The following is a 16,706-nucleotide window of genomic DNA, read 5'->3' as shown; positions in this document are numbered from 1 at the left end:
TATTGAAGGTACTCATCGGTTCCACCCACGAAGAAGTCGCCGAACTGGCGGCCAACAGCGTGCTGGAGGGTCTGGAACGATATGTCAGCAACCGGCCACCGGTCATTGGTTTAGCCACCGGTTCCTCCCCCTTGGGCTTGTACGGGAAGTTGGCCGAACTGGTTAAGGCCGGGCGGCTTGATTTCTCGCAGGCCACCGGTTTCGCACTGGATGAGTATGTGGGTCTGCCACAATCCCATGAACAGTCCTACCGTCAGACTTTGATTCGTGATTTCTGCCAAGTAACGGGTCTGCCCGAGGCCAACCTCAATGTGCCTTTGGGCGATGCCGAGTCCCTAGAAGTGCTGGAAGCCGCCGCAAGTCAGTACGACGAGGCGATCCGCGCTGTCGGAGGCGTCGACGTACAGATTCTGGGCATCGGCTCCAACGGTCATATCGGTTTCAACGAGCCCGGAACCTCCTTGCGCAGCCGCACCCATATGACCCGTTTGACCGCGCGCACCCGGGCCGACAACGCCAGATTCTTCGGCTCGCTGGATGAGGTTCCCACCCATTCGGTCACCCAGGGCTTGGGAACCGTGCTGGACGCCAAACGTCTGGTGTTGGTCGCTACCGGTCAGGCGAAGGCCGACGCCATTGCCGCGGCAATCGAAGGCCCGTTAGCAGCAGCCTGCCCCGCCTCCGTCTTGCAGCTACATCAGGATGTGACCTTGGTGATCGACGAAGAAGCCGCCATGCATCTGAAGCATCGCGAATACTACGACGCTGCCGCTCAGGTGCTCAGTCTCTAAGCATCCCGGTCGGGCCGCCCCGCACCGCATAAACAAAAACCTCGTGTCCCGCCCACCGGCAATGGGACACGAGGTTTTTTATTGCACGCGCTCATTACGCATTCTGCCCACTACCTGAGGCAGTCTTAGCTAGCGTCATCCTTCGCAGCGGGCGCTGCGGACTGCTGTTCCGTTTGTGCCGCGGATTGTGTGTCCGGCAGGCGTAGCTTCGTTTCATCAATCACCCCGGCATATTGCCAGCCCGGGTAGCCCAGCGGGCGTCCGACCTTCGCCCCGGCCTCCTCGGCAAGCAGCGCCCCAGCGGCCCAATCCCATTCCTGGGTTCCGAATTCGGCGTAGGCCTCCAGCGCGCCCTCGGCCACCAGGCACAGATCCAGCGCTGCGGATCCTAGCCGCCGCACGTTGACATAGTCGGTGAGCAGTTCACCTAACATCTGGCTCTGAAATTGGCGGCGCGCCACATCGTAACCGAACCCGGTGGCGATCACCTTCGCGTCGCTATCGCGCGGACCGTTCAGCGCGGTGACCTGTTGTCTAGCGTGTTCAAGCTTCCAGGCGCCCAAACCGTGTCCGGCGTAGTACTCCACCCCGAGCGCCGGAGCGGACACTGCCCCAGCCAGCCAGCGGGTCTGTCCCGACGCATCGGTGTGACAAACAGCCACGGAGGATGCGTAGTAGGCGATGCCGCGCACAAAGTTCGCGGTCCCGTCCAGTGGGTCGATGCTCCAGCGGTAGCCACTGGGCTTAAGCGGGCGGTGATGCCCGAATTCCTCCCCGGTCAACTCGTCGTTGGGACGCATGGTGATGATGGTGTTACGAATCGCTTCCTCGGCGTTGCGATCAAATTCGGTCACCCAGTCCCCGGCCTCACTCTTGGTGTTGAGCGCCGAAAAAGTCCCGGTGCGTGAGGCGAGCACCTGTGCCCCGGCCGCTGCAGCCCGGCGGGCCAGCAGCACCAGCGGGTCATGCTCGATGGCGTGTTTCGGTCCCATTACTCTCCTTCGGTGTCCCGCAGGGCCACGGCCCGGGCGGCATCTGGTCCTGCGTCCAACAAAGTAGCGAACCCCGCCTCGTCTAGCACCGGTACACCCAGAGAGTGCGCCTTCTCTAGTTTGGACCCGGCGGCCTGTCCGGCCACGAGGAAATCGGTTTTCTTCGACACGCTGCCGGTGGCCTTGCCCCCGCGGATAATGATCGCTTCCTTGGCGGTATCCCGGCTGTAATTCTCCAGGGTTCCGGTGACCACAATGGCCAGTCCTTCGAGGTGTTTTACCACACTGGCATCCACCTCATCGCGCATCTTCACCCCGGCCGCGGCCCAGGACTCGACGATCTGGCGGTGCCAAGGCACTTGGAACCAGTCCACCACTGCCTCTGCGATGATCGATCCGACCGAATCGATTTGGGAAAGTTCTTCCACGGCACCCGGGGCGTCCACCACCTCAAGCAGAGCCTGCATCGAACCATATCGGGTGGCTAGCGCACGCGAAGCGTTGGGGCCCACATGGCGAATAGACAGCGCCACCAGCACCCGCCAAAGCTGCTGTTCCTTGGCCTTTTCCAGCTCGTCGAACAGTTTCAAGGTCATTTTGGTAGGCGCTGGCGGCTTGGCAGCGGTGCCCCGGGTGAAGAAGTACGGGACCAGCTCAAATTTGCCGGTGCCTTGGCCCTTGGAGCGTTTTTCGCGCCAGACCCGTACCTGGGCCAACTCGTCGAGCCGGTCCTTCAGCCCAAAGAGATCGGCCTCATTTTTCAGTGGCCCCGGACCTGCCGGTAGGATCATCCCACCCTGTTCAGCCGGGTTTTCCCCGGGCCCGCTAGTCAGTGCGGCGGCAGCCTCATAACCCAATGCCTCAATATCCAACGCGCTGCGGCTACCCAAATACGCGACACGTTCGGTGAGCTGTACCGGACATGTTTCGGCGTTCAGGCAGCGGATGTCCACATCGCCTTCCTTCGCCGGCGCCAAAGGTTGCCCGCAACTCGGGCAGTGGGTGGGCATCACGAATTCGCGCAGATTCTGCTCATTGCCTTCACGCAACGCCAGCACCGGTCCGACGATCTCCGGGATCACATCCCCGGCCTTGCGCAAGATCACGGTGTCCCCGATCAGCACGTTCTTCGCCTTGACCACCTCTTGGTTGTGCAAGGTGGCGCGAGCGACGGTGGATCCTGCCACCAAAACCGGTTCCATAATCCCAAAAGGGGTCACCCGGCCGGTGCGTCCGACCTGCACCGCGATGTCCAGCAGTCGGGTGTGCACTTCCTCCGGTGGGTACTTATACGCCACCGCCCAACGCGGCACTCGGGAGGTGTACCCCAGTTGTTCCTGGGTGCTTAGGTCATCGACCTTGATCACGATGCCGTCGATGTCATGGATCAGTTCGTGACGTTTGGTGCCATGTTCGGCGATGAACTCGTTGACCGCGTCAAGGTTGTCCACCACCTTGCTGTAGGGCGAAACCGGCAGCCCCCATTGCGCCATCAGCTCATAACTTTGGGACTGATTCTCGATCCCCAGTCCTGCGTTGCGGCCCAGCCCGTGCACGAACATTCGCAGCGGCCGCTTCGCAGTCTGCGCCGGGTCCTTCTGCCGTAACGAACCTGCTGCGGCGTTGCGTGGGTTGGCCAGCGGGGCTTTCCCCTGTTCGATCAGCCCCTCGTTATAGGTGTTGAAGTCTGCGGTGGCGATGAACACCTCACCGCGCACCTCAAGTTCGTCGGGCCAGCCGCTGCCGCTGAGTTCACGCGGGATATCGGGGATAGTCAACGCATTGTGGGTGACGTCTTCACCGGTGGTACCGTCCCCGCGCGTGGCCGCACGCACCAATTTGCCCTGCCGGTAGCTCAGGTTGAGCGCTAACCCATCAATTTTCACTTCACATAGCCAACGCACCGGGCGATCCGGATGTAATCGCAACGCATTAGCCTCGGCACGGGTCAGCCAGGCCTGCAACTCCTGAAGCGAAAACACGTCTTCCAGCGAGTACATTCGGCTGGCGTGAGTGACCGGAGAAAATGCCGCAGAGACCTCGCCCCCGACCTGCGTGGAGGGTGAATCGGCCCCGGCCAAGATCGGGTATTGCCCCTCGATCAGGCGCAGTTCGCGGAACAGTTCATCGTAGTGGGCATCGGAAATCAGCGGGGCGTCCTGCTGATAGTAGGCCTGTCGATGGGTGCGGATCTGCTCGGCAAGTTCGTCGTATTTTTCGCGCACCTCGACCGGCGGGGTGGTGGCGGAATTTGCTGGGGCAACAGGGTTTTGACTCACACCCCTTATTCTGCCTCAGCTAGCCGCACAGTTCACCTGTGACGACACCAGCAGTCAGCGATAGTGCCGTCACACACTGCGGTTTGAGCGGGACGGCAATTAGTCCTGGGTGGGGTGTTGCTCTGGGGTGAGGGACAGTTCGGCGGTGTCGGGGTAGGGATCCGCGGCAAGCAGCGGCAGTACGTCAATGACGATGACCGCAATATTGTCTCGTCCGCCAGCCTCCAAAGCGGCCTGGGTGAGAGCCTGGGCTGCCGCGTTCGGGTCATGATAAGACTCCAGCAACGCGTGCAGATGTTCTTCGCTCAGTTCCCCGCTGAGCCCGTCGCTGCATAACAGGTAGCGGTCCCCGATGTGCGCCTTGAGCATCATGGTGTCTGGTTGACTATCCGCGCCGGCCCCGAGAGCTCGGGTGATCAGATTGCGATGCGGGTGGTTCCGGGCTTCGAGTTCGGTAATCTGTCCGGCGTCGACCATTTCCTGCACCGCCGAGTGATCCCGGGTGAGCTGTTGCAGGGAACCGGCGCGCAGCCGGTAACCACGCGAGTCCCCGACATTGACTAGTAGCAAACTCGGTTGCGGTCCGACCGGCATTGCCCTACTGACAGTGGCCGACTGTTCACGTATCATGCTCGCACTGACCTGAGGCAACACGTCGGTGCGGGTCTGTTCCCGATAGAAGCTGGCAGTCCACGGTGGCACCGATATCGGGGCGGTGACGGTGTCACGGGCCGCTTCACTGCCACGGACCTGCAGCAGCGCACACAGCGTGGTGCCGCCGCGGGCATCTAGGGCCTCGCGGATCCGGTCATCGGCAAGCTGAATCTGCTTGCGCACCTGCTCCTGAGTGGGCAACGGTTTCTCCGGGGTGCGGTCGCTCAGGAAGATCAATTCCTCAAGGGTTTCGACCGCCAGAGCGCTAGCTAACTCTCCCGCTTCATGCCCGCCCATCCCATCGGCCACCGCGAAAATGGTGGGGGTGATCAAGATGGCGTCCTGGTTTTCACTGCGGCGCAATCCCACATCGGTGGTACCGGCCGCGGCTAAACGGAAACCAGCTTCTAGCTCTTCGCTGCGAGCCTGCGCGGCCGAGTTATCTGGAATATGTGCGTCCATTAGTCAATCACCAGCCTTCCACCTTCACCATCGGAAAGTTCGTAGGGTTGTATTTCGCCAAATCCACGCACCGAGGTGATCTCTTGGGCGGTGAGAATAAAACGCGCGTCGTTACGTAGCGTATTCGCGGTGTTCGCGTCGGTGAGCACCGTGCCGGGTTCGGCCAATGAGGTCAAGCGGGCGGCCAGATTCACGGTGGGTCCGTAAATATCACCCAAGCGGGAGAGCAGTCGGCCCCAGACCACCGCGCCACGAGTTCTTGGCAGTAGCTCATCATTGCCCAGTTCGCGTGAGAGCGATAGCGCAATCTGGGCTCCGGCCTGTGGGGTTTCAGCCACATACAGCACTTCATCGCCGATGGTTTTCACTAGGCGGCCACCACCAATGGAGATGATTTCCGCGCTCTTAGCCTCAAAACGCTGCACCAGCTGCGCCAGTGTCCGTTCGTTCATACGCCGCGACAGCGAAGTGTAGGAGACCAAATCCGCGAACCCCACGGAACGTGCCAAGGGTAGCGGGGTGTCATCGTCCACTTCACCGGTCTGTTGGTTGTAGGCCGCCACACCGGTTTCGGCACGCAGCGACAGCCGGTGAATCGCCGAGTTCATTTGGCGACGCCAGGAGTAGAGCAGCAGCTCCTCAATGGGTTCAATAATCTGCGGCAAAATGTTGATCAGTTCGCGCCGGGCCTGCCGGTCGCTCATTGCCTGATTGGTCACCATGTCCTCAATCAGCGCCTCAACTTGCCAGACCACCATCCGGTCAGCCATCTGTCCCACCGAGCGCATCAGTGAGATGGCGGTTTCTTCGGTGAGTTTGCCTTCACGCACTAACCCCACCATGGTGCGCAGTGCTTCGGTATCCCGGCTGGTGAAGAACACCTCATCATCGCCCAGTTCTGGGAAACCCACCGCACGCCAGAGTTTGCGGGCCGAAAGGATCGAAATCCCGGCTTCGGCGGCCACCTCACGGCGCCGGAATTCACGTTTCCCACCGATGAGTCGGTGTTCAAGTTCCGCGACGGAGTCCTTGACGCTCTGGGGAGTTTCGGATGGCACTTCAAGCGGGTTTTCCATCGCTTGGGCCAGTTCCTGGATTGGGTCCATGGCCACCCGGATTTTGGGTAGCGCTTGGGTGCGCGCCTCAAGGGCCGCATCGCTAGCGGCCTGAGGGCTATTTTCGTTCCGCGCCGGGAGCGTGTGATCTGAGCTCATCAGTTGTTCCCCTCACCGGTTGCGGGTCCGTCGTTGTTCAGCAGCGGTCTGCGGGCCGCCGCATCGTGCATCACACCGATGGTTAGCTCTCGAAAATAGGCTACGGCCGGCACGTGGGAAATCCGCACATACCCGCGGTTCAACAAAACATCTAGGTTTCCCGACAGAGTTTGGGAGTTCTTGCGACGGCTATGCGCCACGAGGTCACGCACCGAATACAAGCCAATGGATTGCATCGTTCCGGAAGTTTGGGCCGGTCGGTACATGATGCGTTCGGTAGTCAACACGATCCACCCCCGCGCCCATCGCAACAGCGGTGTCACACACCAAATCAGCACCAGCATGATCCAGAGCAGCAGGCACAGCCACGATAACACTCCGCTATTGGATGCCAACCATTCCGGCAGGCTCTCGCGGCTGAAATATCCCAACCCGAAAGCGCACAGCGCGGTGAGTAACAGCAATAAAAACAGTGGTTGGAGCAGCACCCGGGCATGTGCGCGGGTTCGGATGACCACGCGCTCATTTTCACTTAACTGTAGCTTCATGGTTGCCGTGCTGGCTCCTTCCTGCCCTGCTCGCAGACCTAGTCCTTGTCCAATACTAGTCCCGACGTGAAATGTTATGCCGCCCGCAGGGTGCTTAGGCATACTGCCCATCACTGCGTCGTACATGCTGAACGTCCCCGGCCAACACCCGATGCTGGCCCCCTTGCGCGTCCTGCACTTCAAGGGCACCATCGGCGGCCACATTTAACGCTTGGGCTTCTAAGCTGGTCCCATCCGGGTATTCGATCCGCACCCAATGTCCGAGGGTGGCCAGTTTCGCGGCCACCAATTCACGCAGACTCTTTCCGCCGTATGCGGCTAACCCGGCGCCCGCGTCTCCCGCAACGGCACGAAAAGCGGCATCCAGCCCGTGGAAAGCACTGAGATAGCTGGCAAGCAATTCGCTACGTGAGATCCGCTGGCCGCTGGCTAGACGTAGCGAGGTTGCGGTGGCCACCGGTAACTCAGCCCGCTCTTGATCCACATTCATCCCGGTCCCCACCACGAGTGCTGGCCCCGTTGTGGAGCTGGCCAACTGGGCCAGAATTCCACACACTTTTCGGGAGCCTAGCAGTACATCGTTCGGCCATTTAACGCTGGCCGTCAGATCAGTCTGAGTTTCAATCGCCTGACACCACGCCAGCGCGGCGAGCATCGTGTACCAAGACAGTGCCGGGATCGGTAGCGCCGGGTTTGGGTTAATAGCGATACTCACGGTCAGTGCAGCGCCTTCGGGCACCTGCCATTCACGCTCCAACCGTCCCTTGCCGGCGCTTTGATACTCGCAGGTGAGCGAACTGAGATGCGCTGCCTGGCCGCGAACGATCGCGTCGATTAAATCCGCATTGGTGGAGCCAGTGGAATGCACCACTTGTACCGGGCTAATCCCTAAACGCTCGGTGGTGGCAGCCAGTATCCGGGCATCGAGGGCAGCACGAGGGGCATCGGTCGTGGCATTCATAGTTTCCAGCCTAGGCCACCGCGGCGTGCTGACCTCGAAGCGTGACGCAATTTCTACAAGATGTAGCACAATCCACGGCACCGGCTTTGCACAGCGGGCTAGCTCACTAACCTACTGGGCCACCCACCCCGGCCCCGCTACTCGGGCTCACTCGCGGATTTAGAGGAAGATATCGGGCACGAGCTCTTGGCTCGAATCCAGGGCATAAGAGGACAGATCCTCCACACCGGCAAGCTTGAGTACCTGCTCGTCGGTAAAGAAGTTGCCGCTGCAAGTCCGCGGGTCGCTGGAAAGAATCGCCACTGCGGCATCTGCCACGATGCTGGCATCGCGTGCTCCGGCAATCATGGTGGATCCGCCGGGCAGATTCCGGATCGCTGCGGTATCAATCAAGGTGGCTGGCCACAGCGAGTTCACCCCCACGCCATCTTCGCGCAGTTCCTCGGCTAAGCCGAGGGTCGTCATGCTCATCCCGTATTTACTCATGGTGTAGGCCAAGTGCGCGCCCGCCCAGCGTGGTTCAAGGTTGAGCGGCGGGGAAAGGGTCAGGATATGTGGGTGCGCGGAGGCGCGCAGTTGCGGCAATGCCGTCTTGGATAGCAAGAAGGCACCGCGCACGTTAATGTCCATCATCAGGTCGTAGCGTTTCATATCCACGGCATCGGTTTTGGCCAGATTGATCGCGCTCGCATTGTTGATCACGATGTCGATTCCACCGAATCGCTCCACTGCCGCGGTGATCAGCCGTTGCACATCGGCGTCCTGACGCACATCGCCCACCACAGCCAACCCCTGACCACCGGCGGCATTAATCTGCTCCACCGCCGTATGGATGGTGCCTTCAAGGTTCGGGTGCGGAGTGTCGGTTTTAGACAGCAGGGCGATGTTCGCCCCGGCTGCGGCGGCCTTGAGTGCAATGGCTAGTCCGATGCCGCGGCTACCGCCACTGATCACGATGGTCTTCCCGGCCAGGGACTGCGGCTGCGGGGCAATAATATTTCGCTCTACTGATCTCATGTGATCCAGATTACGGTAAATCCACATTTCTAGCTACCGACCAGTAACTTATTCTGGCAATGTTCGCTTCACCGACCACAGCGTTTTGTAGGCTTCCTACAAAGGAAGTGGGGAATTTCCCAGTTACACTGACCTAGGTGGCATTTTTCTTGTGCCATTCCTACACAAAGGGCCGACTAGTCGGACCAGCTCACGAGTTTTTGACACACCATAGGGAGTTCACGGCATGACGCAGCGGCCAACCGAGGCGGAAACAGCGATTGACCTGTCCACCACTGCCGGCAAACTTGCCGAGTTCCGCCGCCGTGAGGCGCAGGCGCAGCTTCCTTCCGGCGCCGAAGCCGTCGCGAAGCAGCATGCCCGGGGCAAGCACACCGCCCGCGAACGCATCGAGATGCTGCTCGATGAGGACTCCTTCGTAGAGTTCGATGCGCTAGCGGTCCACCGTTCCAGCGCCTTCGGGATGGAGAAAAAGAAGCCTTTGGGCGATGGCTTGGTGTCCGGCTATGGCACCGTGGATGGCCGCTTGGTGGCCGTCTACTCCCAGGACTTCACCGTCTATGGTGGCTCACTTTCACAGGTCAACGGCGAGAAGATCGTCAAGGTGCAGGAGTTTGCACTGCGCAACGGGTGCCCTGTCATCGGCATTTTGGACGGTGGCGGTGCCCGCATCCAAGAAGGCGTGGCCTCACTGGCAATGTTCGCCGACATTTTCCGCAATAACGTTCACGCCTCGGGCGTCGTTCCACAGATTTCCTTGATCATGGGTCCAAGCGCCGGTGGCGCGGCCTACTCCCCTGCCCTGACCGACTACATCATCATGGTCGACAAGACCAGCCACATGTTCATCACTGGACCGGATGTCATCAAGACCGTCACCGGCGAAGATGTGGACATGGAAACCCTCGGTGGTGCGCGGGCGCATAACGCGAACACTGGTACGGCCACCTACCTAGCCGACGATGAGGAAGATGCCATCGAGTTCTGCAAGGAACTGCTGGATTTCCTCCCCTCCTCCAACCTCACCGACGCGCCACTGGCCGACTACGATGAGGAATTGGATCTGACCGACGAGGACCTGGAGCTCGATACCCTGATCCCGGATTCGGCCAACCAGCCTTATGACATGCGTACGGTCATCGAATCCGTGGTGGACGATGCCCAGTTCTTCGAACTGCAAGCACTCTATGCCCCAAATGTGATGATCGGCTACGGCCGGGTCGAGGGCCGCACCGTGGGTATTGTGGCCAACCAACCCATGCAGTTCGCTGGCACCCTAGATATCGCCGCATCCGAGAAGGCCGCCCGCTTCGTGCGTCACTGCGACGCTTTCAACAATCCCATCCTCACCTTTGTAGACGTGCCAGGCTTCCTGCCGGGTAAGGACCAAGAATTCCAGGGCATTATTCGTCGCGGCGCGAAACTGCTCTATGCCTATGCCGAAGCCACCGTGCCCAAGCTGACCGTCATCACGCGCAAGGCCTATGGAGGCGCGTACATCGTGATGGGTTCCAAGAAGTTGGGTGCCGACCTGAACCTCGCCTGGCCTACCGCGCAAATTGGTGTGATGGGTGCGCAGGGCGCGGTCAATATCCTCTACCGTCGCGAATTGGCGGCTGTCGAAGCTGCCGGTGGTGATGTGGAAGCTCGCCGCAAGGAAATCATCGACGGCTACGAAGCCGAACTGCTTAACCCCTATCAGGCCGCCGAACTGGGCTACATTGACGCGGTCATCGCCCCGAGCGATACCCGGCTACAGCTGGTGCGCGGTTTGCGGGCACTGCGCGAAAAGCATGCTTCACTACCACCAAAGAAACACGGAAACATCCCGCTGTAACCGTCCAGCGGCCGGCTCGGCCGCTCAATTGCGATTCCCACCGTCCCGAAGGAGAATTCCTTGCAGCAGCAACAGCCCGCTGGCACCGCAACGCTGAGCGTCACCCGTGGTAATCCGACCACCGAGGAGCTCGCCGCGGTCACCGCGCTTCTGACCACCCTCGGCTCGGCTGCGACCGCAGCGTCCCAGGAACAAGAACCGGCCGAACGCGTCGCCCGCATCCGGAAACGGCGAGCGCTCAGCGTCCCACGCCTGCCGTGGACCATCGCCCGCCGCTAATTAGGCGGTATCCCCGCTAGCTGCTCATCGCGCGAACCTCACCTGGTTCGCGCGATGAGTGTTTTAACCCTCCGATGCGCAAGCGCAGTGGGTTGTATCGCTTGGAATCAGAGGTCAGTCGGATTGGAAACCTCAAGTCAACTGCTAGGCTCGGGAAATGACCGAGCTGATTCGAGCGATGCAACGAGTAACCATCGAGCACTGCACCTTTTTCGTCGATACCGAGCGTCCGGTAGCGCTATTGCGGCGCGAGCAGCAACCGGATGAATTGATCTCTTGGCCGGATCTCAAAACCGGAATTCACAGCCCGGAGCTGAGTCTGCATCCGACAGCAAACGCACTCTGGGTGCTGTATCGCGCCGATGGCCAGCGGGCCGATGAGCAGCGGTATCCGGCCTTAAGTAGCCCCGCGGTGCTTGCCGCGGTCCGTCTGGGCTTGGACGGCAGCCGCGGCTACGTCCGCGCCGAGGGGGTGAAATTCTTGGGCATGACCAGCCATGGTCTATGGACTGGCAGTTCGTTGAGCCAAGAGATCGATGACGTATACGACGGAGGAGAGCTCCCCGATTCTTTCGCCCATCCCGATACGTTGTGCCTACATCGACCGCAGCAGCCGACAGTCAGCGTCGAATTCGATCGTCATCTGGATTTCGTGCGTGAACACGAGCACGGTGTTGAGCTCTGGGTCAATCCTTCACCTCCGATCGTTCACCCCGACGGCGAAGGCGGCGCCTCTTATGAATACCGCTGTAGCGCGGTGCCGCTGCCTGTGCTGGAGCAGCTACCTGCCCGGTTACGCTTCCGCGATCTGGTTCCGCAGGGCTGGGGTAAACCAGTGCAGGCGGAGGATTTTGAACTTTTGGAAGCCGAATTTCTGCAGATCGAAGACACCGAGCCAGAATTTCTGGAATTGCCACCAACATCGCTTCCCACCTGGGAACTGATCGAGCTCAGCGCTATTCAGCGCGAACAGGCGCTGACCGTTATTACCGATCAACTGCAACATCTCGAACAGTACTGGCGGAGTGAAACTAATGAGCTCAGTCCGCTGAGCGACGGATTAGCCAACGCCCAACTGCAGGTGACCGGCGCTTGGCCACAAACCACGGTCGAGGTCAGTTTTACTCACCCGTACTATCCGGCAGGACGTATACTTCGGCGGATCGAAGTCTTTGATAGTGCCGGACGAATTCACTCTCACGAGTATGTCAGCATTCATCTGATGGAAGATCTAGACACCCATGATCTTCCCCCTCTGTCCGAAGCTCGCGAAGGGATTCTGGAGATCTGAGCCTTCTTCCCCGTGCAGAAACATGCTCGCCCCATTGACCGCATTAGCTGGTGCCCGAGGACTGTTTGCAAGATATTGACGCTGACTAGGTGTCAAACTTCGCTAGGTCAAGTTGAGTCGGTGCCACGGAGTAAAGGTGGGACAATCATGCGACACAGCGTACCTGCACTTACGGCTCTTATGGCGGCCGCCCTGCTTTCGGTGAGCGCATGTACCGCTAGCTCCGGCACCTTCCTCTCGATGGAACGCGAACAGCTTCCCGAAGATCATCTCCCGGTGGAAGTCCAACAGAGCCAGGTGCCCGATCTTGACCAGGCAAGCACTCGACTGGCGACCACCCATCAGGGGCGGGACTATTACTTGGCCACCGCCCAAGCCGGTGCTTTGGGCTGCCTCCTTGTTGTCCCGCAAGACAGGACCCAACAGTTCGTGGGCGGTTGTGGCGCACTTGACGATACTCGACCGGGTTCCGGTATCCCGATTGTCACCCTGGAGGCTCTTGGCGGGGCGGCCTCGCTGATACCTGACGGCGCCCAGACTAGTTCCTTGAGCGACGCAGCGTGGAGTGAAATCCACCCGAATATCGGGATCCGCGACTTCTCTAGCTGAGCACCGTCCCGGCCGCTCGCTTACCCACTCGGGAACAACTTTAGCGAAGGCTGATTTTTGGCGGCCAGATATTTCTGATGTTCCACGCAGAAACTATTCAATATACGTTTCACGTCATCTATTCTTGAACTATGAGCATCGACACACCCTCGCGCGCGATTTCAGCCATCGACGCCGTCGCGAATGAATATTTTGACCGGTACCTCGAGTTGTTCCCGGAACTGGGCACCGACATGGGTCTACCCGGTTATGAGAGTCGCTACGGGGATTACTCCCCGGCGGGCACCGAAGCCCTAGCAGAACTCAACCGTCAGACGCTGAGCCGTCTGGAAACTTTGGATCCGGTGGATCAGGTGGACGAGGTCACCCTCGACGCCATGCGGGAGCGCTTAGGACTGGAGCTGGAAATCATCGCGACCGGGCGCACCGAGCTAAACAATCTAGCGAGCCCCGCACAGGAAATCCGTTCCATTTTCGACCTCATGCCCCAAGAAACCGCCACTGACTACGGCCACATTGCCGCTCGTCTTGCGCGGGTGGCGCCGGCCATCGACGGCTATATCGCCTCATTGCGCCACTCGGCCAGCAAGAACCTAATTGCGGCACAACGCCAAGTGAAGACGGTCAGCGATCAGGCTACCGACTATGCCAAGGACGGCGGCTTCTTCGACACGCTAGCCCGGGCTGGCAGCGAGGTGGCTCCTGAGCTGAGCGAAGCACTAGAGACCGGTGCGGCCGCGGCGAAGCAGGCTTACCGTGAGCTGGCCCGGGTGTTAGACACTGAGCTGCTGCCGCTCGCTCCGCAGCAGGATGCCGTCGGACGCGAATATTATGCGCTCGCCTCCCGGCAGTTCCTTGGGGCCACCGTGGATCTGGATGAAACCTATGCCTGGGGCGTGGCCGAATTGGATCGGATCATCGCCGAGCAGCAACGCGTGGCTGAGCTGATCAAGCCCGGCGCGACGATCGAGGAAGCCAAAGCGGTCCTCAACGCCGATCCCCAGCGGAAACTGCACGGCACCCAAGCCCTGCGCGAATGGATGCAGTCGAAGGCCGATGCGGCGATGACCGAGCTGGCCGGAAGCCACTTTGAGATTCCCGCACCGATGAACCGCATCGAATGCATGATCGCCCCTACCCAGGATGGCGGGATTTACTACACCGGCCCGTCCGAGGACTTTTCGCGCCCGGGCCGCATGTGGTGGTCGATCCCGCCGGGGGAAGAAGAGTTCTCCACGTGGTCGGAGCTGACCACGGTCTATCACGAAGGTGTGCCGGGCCATCACCTACAGATCGGCACCGCACAGCTGCAGGCCGAAACCCTGAATAATTGGCGCCGAAACCTGTGCTGGGTTTCCGGGCACGGTGAGGGCTGGGCGCTATATTCGGAACGACTCATGCAACAGCTGGGTTATCTGGATGATCCGGGCGACTATATGGGTATGCTCGGAGCCCAACGGATGCGGGCCGCCCGCGTGGTCTTCGACATCGGAGTGCACCTGGAATTGGAGATTCCCGAAACTTGGGGCGAGGGAACGTGGACGAGTGAGAAGGGCTTTGAGTTCCTGCGCGCGAATTTTGACGACTCCCCCGGTCAGCTGGAATTCGAATTCACCCGCTATTTGGGATGGCCCGGCCAGGCCCCGAGCTACAAGGTCGGTCAGCGCCTGTGGGAGCAGATCCGCGATGAGCTCTCCGCCCGCGAAGGCGAACAGTTCGATATCAAGGCCTTCCACACCCGTGCCCTGAAGATCGGATCGGTGGGTCTAGATACCCTCAAGCGCGCACTCTTGGGCTAAGCGCGCATAAGCCGCCTCGCCGAAGCGGGCAGCGTCCGGCATTGGGTGACAGCACGTGCAGCGTCCTGTCACCCAATGCCGCTCTGCTTAAGCATGCGTGGCGCGCGCACCGGCCTCCAGTTGACAGGCAGCCAGCACGGCTGCGGCGCTCTGCGCAGGAGTTTGGTTCGCGGTGTAAACAGTGGTGCTGGCCAGCTGCCGGGTGAACGGGTCATCATGCCACTCGGCCAGAAAATCATGACCTTCACTAATCCAATCGGTCCCCTTGGATGCTTTGCAGCGTTCCCGCAGGATCCGCAAGGCCAGGGCTCGCTCCCTGCTGGGTAAGAGCAGCACCACGGATTCCACCTGCCCCAAGGCGCGGGCCACCACCGCCTGCGCTTGCGGGCTATGGAAGGAGCCATGCCCCGCACCCAGCGCGAGTACGCTCCCGGGATGGTCTTCGATCGCTCGCTGCACGGCATGGGCGCGCGCTGGCTCCCACGCGCGCTCGGCGGCCACCCGCCCGTCACGCGCAATCCGCTCGCTCAGCCGGCGCATACTCCAGCCCGCCTCGGCATAATAGGGTTCGGCCACGGCATCGAGGTCGACCAGAGGGCACCCCAGTCGCCGGGCCAGCAACTGCGCTACCGTGGTTTTCCCACTCCCAGCCGGCCCAAGCAGCACAATGCGTGGCCCGTTGGGCGGCCCTGCCGTTTGCGCTAATTCATCAGTCATTTATCGGTCAAACTGGTCAGCTGGATCAGGTTGCCGCAGGTGTCATTAAAGATCGCGGTGGATACCGGGCCCATGGGGGTTGGCTCTTGGGTAAAAACCACCCCCGCCTCGCTCAAACGACGATGTTCGGCCACTAGGTCATGAACAGCGAAGGAGGCTGCGGGAATACCATCTTCGAACAAAGCCTGTTTATAGGGTGGGACGGCACGATGCACGCTCGGCTCCAGCAAGAGTTCCGGTCCGTCGGGCGCTTCAGGCGAAACGACGGTGAGCCAGCTGTGCTCTCCTACCGGCATGTCGTGTTTGATCTGAAAACCGAGCACCTCGGTATAAAAGCGTTTCGCTTTGGCCTGATCGTCGACGAAAATGCTGGTGAGGGAAATACGCATGCCATTCTCCTGGGTGAGGTGTAGGTGGTTTGGGTCGCGGACGGGTGAGTCAGTGACGAGGGCGCTGGTAAAGCCAAGTCCAGCTCAATCTATGCGACTTATCCCGGTACTTTCAACAGGTCGGACAAGCCTCTAGGCTGAAGTGCGGGGAGCGTTTCCTTGCCTAGAGCAGCGGCGTATCGGAAGAAGACCACATGCAAGTAGTTGATCTGAGTCAAGCCATCCATTCGGGCATGCAAATCTACCCGGGCGACCCAAGGGTCAGCGTGCAAGCGGCGTTGACCCACGCCACCCACGGTGTGCTAGTTAGCGCCCTCCAGCTGGGCTCGCATACCGGCACGCATCTGGATGCGCCACGACATTCCTTCGCCGCCGGTCGCAGCATCCTAGAGATCCCCTTGGACGAACTGACCGGGCCAGCGCTAGTGCTACAGTTGCCCGGACTGAAGCCAGATGAACTGGTGAGTTGGGAGCGGCTGCACAGCCAGGTACCGCAACAGGTGCCACGCATCGTCCTATTGGCCACCGGCTGGGACCGCCACTACGGCACCGAGCTATATCTCCGGCACCCTGTACTTCAGGCGCAGGCGGCGGCCGAACTACGCCAGCGCGGGATGCGGATCCTGGGAGTCGACACGTTGAGCCCGGATGCCACCGTGAACACCGCGCAGGAACAGCAGTTTGCGGTGCATGAGATTGTGCTGGGTTCCGATGGGTTGCTTGTGGAGAATCTGCGCGGCTTGCAGGCGCTACCGCGGCACTGCCAAGTGGGCTTCTTTCCCCTACCGTTAGCCGAAGGCGATGGAGCTCCGGTACGTGCCGCAGCCTGGGTTCCCACCGATCGAACAACGGATGCAGGCTAGTCAC

The 16,706-nt window shown here is 60.6% G+C and carries 16 protein-coding genes; 7 read left to right on the top strand and 9 right to left on the bottom strand.

All coding sequences use genetic code 11. The features are described from left to right. The first annotated feature begins 2 nt into the window (after positions 1-2). A complete protein-coding gene (gene nagB, locus ACQQZ8_RS04005; protein WP_431711405.1) occupies positions 3-791 on the top strand; it encodes a glucosamine-6-phosphate deaminase in 789 nt (262 codons plus the stop codon). Positions 792-916: 125 nt separating this feature from the next. Here nagB and ACQQZ8_RS04000 read toward each other — a convergent pair whose 3' ends face one another. From ACQQZ8_RS04000 to ACQQZ8_RS03970, 7 genes are all read right to left on the bottom strand, one after another. Next, positions 917-1,783 carry an inositol monophosphatase family protein gene (locus tag ACQQZ8_RS04000; RefSeq protein ID WP_431711404.1) on the bottom strand — a complete coding sequence of 289 codons (867 nt, stop codon included), beginning with the start codon at positions 1,781-1,783 and terminating at the stop codon, positions 917-919. Further along, positions 1,783-4,062: an NAD-dependent DNA ligase LigA gene (gene ligA, locus ACQQZ8_RS03995; RefSeq protein ID WP_431711403.1), complete on the bottom strand. Its 2,280-nt coding sequence runs from the start codon at positions 4,060-4,062 to the stop codon at positions 1,783-1,785. The genes ACQQZ8_RS04000 and ligA overlap by 1 nt, the downstream gene beginning before the upstream one ends. A 99-nt stretch (positions 4,063-4,161) precedes the next feature. Then, positions 4,162-5,178 (bottom strand): PP2C family protein-serine/threonine phosphatase, encoded by a 1,017-nt coding sequence (locus tag ACQQZ8_RS03990; RefSeq protein ID WP_431711402.1) that lies wholly within the window; start codon positions 5,176-5,178, stop codon positions 4,162-4,164. Continuing rightward, positions 5,178-6,392 carry an adenylate/guanylate cyclase domain-containing protein gene (locus ACQQZ8_RS03985; RefSeq protein WP_431711401.1) on the bottom strand — a complete coding sequence of 405 codons (1,215 nt, stop codon included), beginning with the start codon at positions 6,390-6,392 and terminating at the stop codon, positions 5,178-5,180. The genes ACQQZ8_RS03990 and ACQQZ8_RS03985 overlap by 1 nt, the downstream gene beginning before the upstream one ends. After that, positions 6,392-6,940 carry a hypothetical protein gene (locus tag ACQQZ8_RS03980; RefSeq protein WP_431711400.1) on the bottom strand — a complete coding sequence of 183 codons (549 nt, stop codon included), beginning with the start codon at positions 6,938-6,940 and terminating at the stop codon, positions 6,392-6,394. The genes ACQQZ8_RS03985 and ACQQZ8_RS03980 overlap by 1 nt, the downstream gene beginning before the upstream one ends. A gap of 94 nt (positions 6,941-7,034) precedes the next feature. After that, complete coding sequence (locus tag ACQQZ8_RS03975; protein ID WP_431711399.1) at positions 7,035-7,901, bottom strand: biotin--[acetyl-CoA-carboxylase] ligase; 867 nt, start codon at positions 7,899-7,901, stop codon at positions 7,035-7,037. Positions 7,902-8,060: 159 nt separating this feature from the next. After that, positions 8,061-8,918 (bottom strand): SDR family oxidoreductase, encoded by an 858-nt coding sequence (locus ACQQZ8_RS03970; RefSeq protein WP_431711398.1) that lies wholly within the window; start codon positions 8,916-8,918, stop codon positions 8,061-8,063. Between the two features lie 226 nt (positions 8,919-9,144). Between ACQQZ8_RS03970 and ACQQZ8_RS03965 the strand changes: the two genes are divergently transcribed. The 5 genes from ACQQZ8_RS03965 (at position 9,145) to ACQQZ8_RS03945 (ending at position 14,733) form a co-directional block, all read left to right on the top strand. After that, complete coding sequence (locus ACQQZ8_RS03965) at positions 9,145-10,755, top strand: acyl-CoA carboxylase subunit beta (protein ID WP_431711397.1); 1,611 nt, start codon at positions 9,145-9,147, stop codon at positions 10,753-10,755. 60 nt (positions 10,756-10,815) lie between these two features. Next, a complete protein-coding gene (locus ACQQZ8_RS03960) occupies positions 10,816-11,034 on the top strand; it encodes an acyl-CoA carboxylase subunit epsilon (protein ID WP_431711396.1) in 219 nt (72 codons plus the stop codon). A gap of 157 nt (positions 11,035-11,191) precedes the next feature. Beyond that, positions 11,192-12,325 (top strand): hypothetical protein, encoded by a 1,134-nt coding sequence (locus ACQQZ8_RS03955; protein ID WP_431711395.1) that lies wholly within the window; start codon positions 11,192-11,194, stop codon positions 12,323-12,325. A 147-nt stretch (positions 12,326-12,472) separates the two neighbouring features. Further along, positions 12,473-12,934: a hypothetical protein gene (locus ACQQZ8_RS03950; RefSeq protein ID WP_431711394.1), complete on the top strand. Its 462-nt coding sequence runs from the start codon at positions 12,473-12,475 to the stop codon at positions 12,932-12,934. Positions 12,935-13,065: 131 nt separating this feature from the next. Continuing rightward, positions 13,066-14,733, top strand: a complete 1,668-nt coding sequence (locus tag ACQQZ8_RS03945) for a DUF885 domain-containing protein (protein ID WP_431711393.1) — start codon at positions 13,066-13,068, stop codon at positions 14,731-14,733. Between the two features lie 87 nt (positions 14,734-14,820). Here the strand turns inward: ACQQZ8_RS03945 and ACQQZ8_RS03940 are convergent, their stop codons facing one another. Continuing rightward, positions 14,821-15,450 carry a shikimate kinase gene (locus ACQQZ8_RS03940; RefSeq protein WP_431711392.1) on the bottom strand — a complete coding sequence of 210 codons (630 nt, stop codon included), beginning with the start codon at positions 15,448-15,450 and terminating at the stop codon, positions 14,821-14,823. Next, the gene (locus ACQQZ8_RS03935) at positions 15,447-15,839 is read right to left on the bottom strand and encodes a VOC family protein (protein WP_431711391.1); all 393 of its coding nucleotides are present in this window, start codon (positions 15,837-15,839) and stop codon (positions 15,447-15,449) included. The genes ACQQZ8_RS03940 and ACQQZ8_RS03935 overlap by 4 nt, the downstream gene beginning before the upstream one ends. A gap of 194 nt (positions 15,840-16,033) precedes the next feature. On the opposite strand from ACQQZ8_RS03935, the gene ACQQZ8_RS03930 reads away from it, so the two are divergent. Next, positions 16,034-16,702, top strand: a complete 669-nt coding sequence (locus tag ACQQZ8_RS03930; protein ID WP_431711390.1) for a cyclase family protein — start codon at positions 16,034-16,036, stop codon at positions 16,700-16,702. Positions 16,703-16,706 lie beyond the last annotated feature (4 nt).

The sequence above is a fragment of the Glutamicibacter uratoxydans genome, assembly GCF_050753455.1.
Lineage (GTDB): Bacteria > Actinomycetota > Actinomycetes > Actinomycetales > Micrococcaceae > Glutamicibacter > Glutamicibacter uratoxydans_A.
The sequence above is the reverse complement of the archived record's forward strand: the minus strand, read 5'-3'. Positions and strand labels throughout refer to the sequence as shown.

Coding starts and splice junctions, on each gene's coding strand:
- ACQQZ8_RS04000 (WP_431711404.1), bottom strand. CDS start 1,783: ATGGGACCGAAACACGCCATCGAGCATGACCCGCTGGTGCTGCTGGCC.
- ACQQZ8_RS03990 (WP_431711402.1), bottom strand. CDS start 5,178: ATGGACGCACATATTCCAGATAACTCGGCCGCGCAGGCTCGCAGCGAA.
- ACQQZ8_RS03985 (WP_431711401.1), bottom strand. CDS start 6,392: ATGAGCTCAGATCACACGCTCCCGGCGCGGAACGAAAATAGCCCTCAG.
- ACQQZ8_RS03980 (WP_431711400.1), bottom strand. CDS start 6,940: ATGAAGCTACAGTTAAGTGAAAATGAGCGCGTGGTCATCCGAACCCGC.
- ACQQZ8_RS03975 (WP_431711399.1), bottom strand. CDS start 7,901: ATGAATGCCACGACCGATGCCCCTCGTGCTGCCCTCGATGCCCGGATA.
- ACQQZ8_RS03970 (WP_431711398.1), bottom strand. CDS start 8,918: ATGAGATCAGTAGAGCGAAATATTATTGCCCCGCAGCCGCAGTCCCTG.
- ACQQZ8_RS03965 (WP_431711397.1), top strand. CDS start 9,145: ATGACGCAGCGGCCAACCGAGGCGGAAACAGCGATTGACCTGTCCACC.
- ACQQZ8_RS03955 (WP_431711395.1), top strand. CDS start 11,192: ATGACCGAGCTGATTCGAGCGATGCAACGAGTAACCATCGAGCACTGC.
- ACQQZ8_RS03950 (WP_431711394.1), top strand. CDS start 12,473: ATGCGACACAGCGTACCTGCACTTACGGCTCTTATGGCGGCCGCCCTG.
- ACQQZ8_RS03945 (WP_431711393.1), top strand. CDS start 13,066: ATGAGCATCGACACACCCTCGCGCGCGATTTCAGCCATCGACGCCGTC.
- ACQQZ8_RS03940 (WP_431711392.1), bottom strand. CDS start 15,450: ATGACTGATGAATTAGCGCAAACGGCAGGGCCGCCCAACGGGCCACGC.
- ACQQZ8_RS03935 (WP_431711391.1), bottom strand. CDS start 15,839: ATGCGTATTTCCCTCACCAGCATTTTCGTCGACGATCAGGCCAAAGCG.
- ACQQZ8_RS03930 (WP_431711390.1), top strand. CDS start 16,034: ATGCAAGTAGTTGATCTGAGTCAAGCCATCCATTCGGGCATGCAAATC.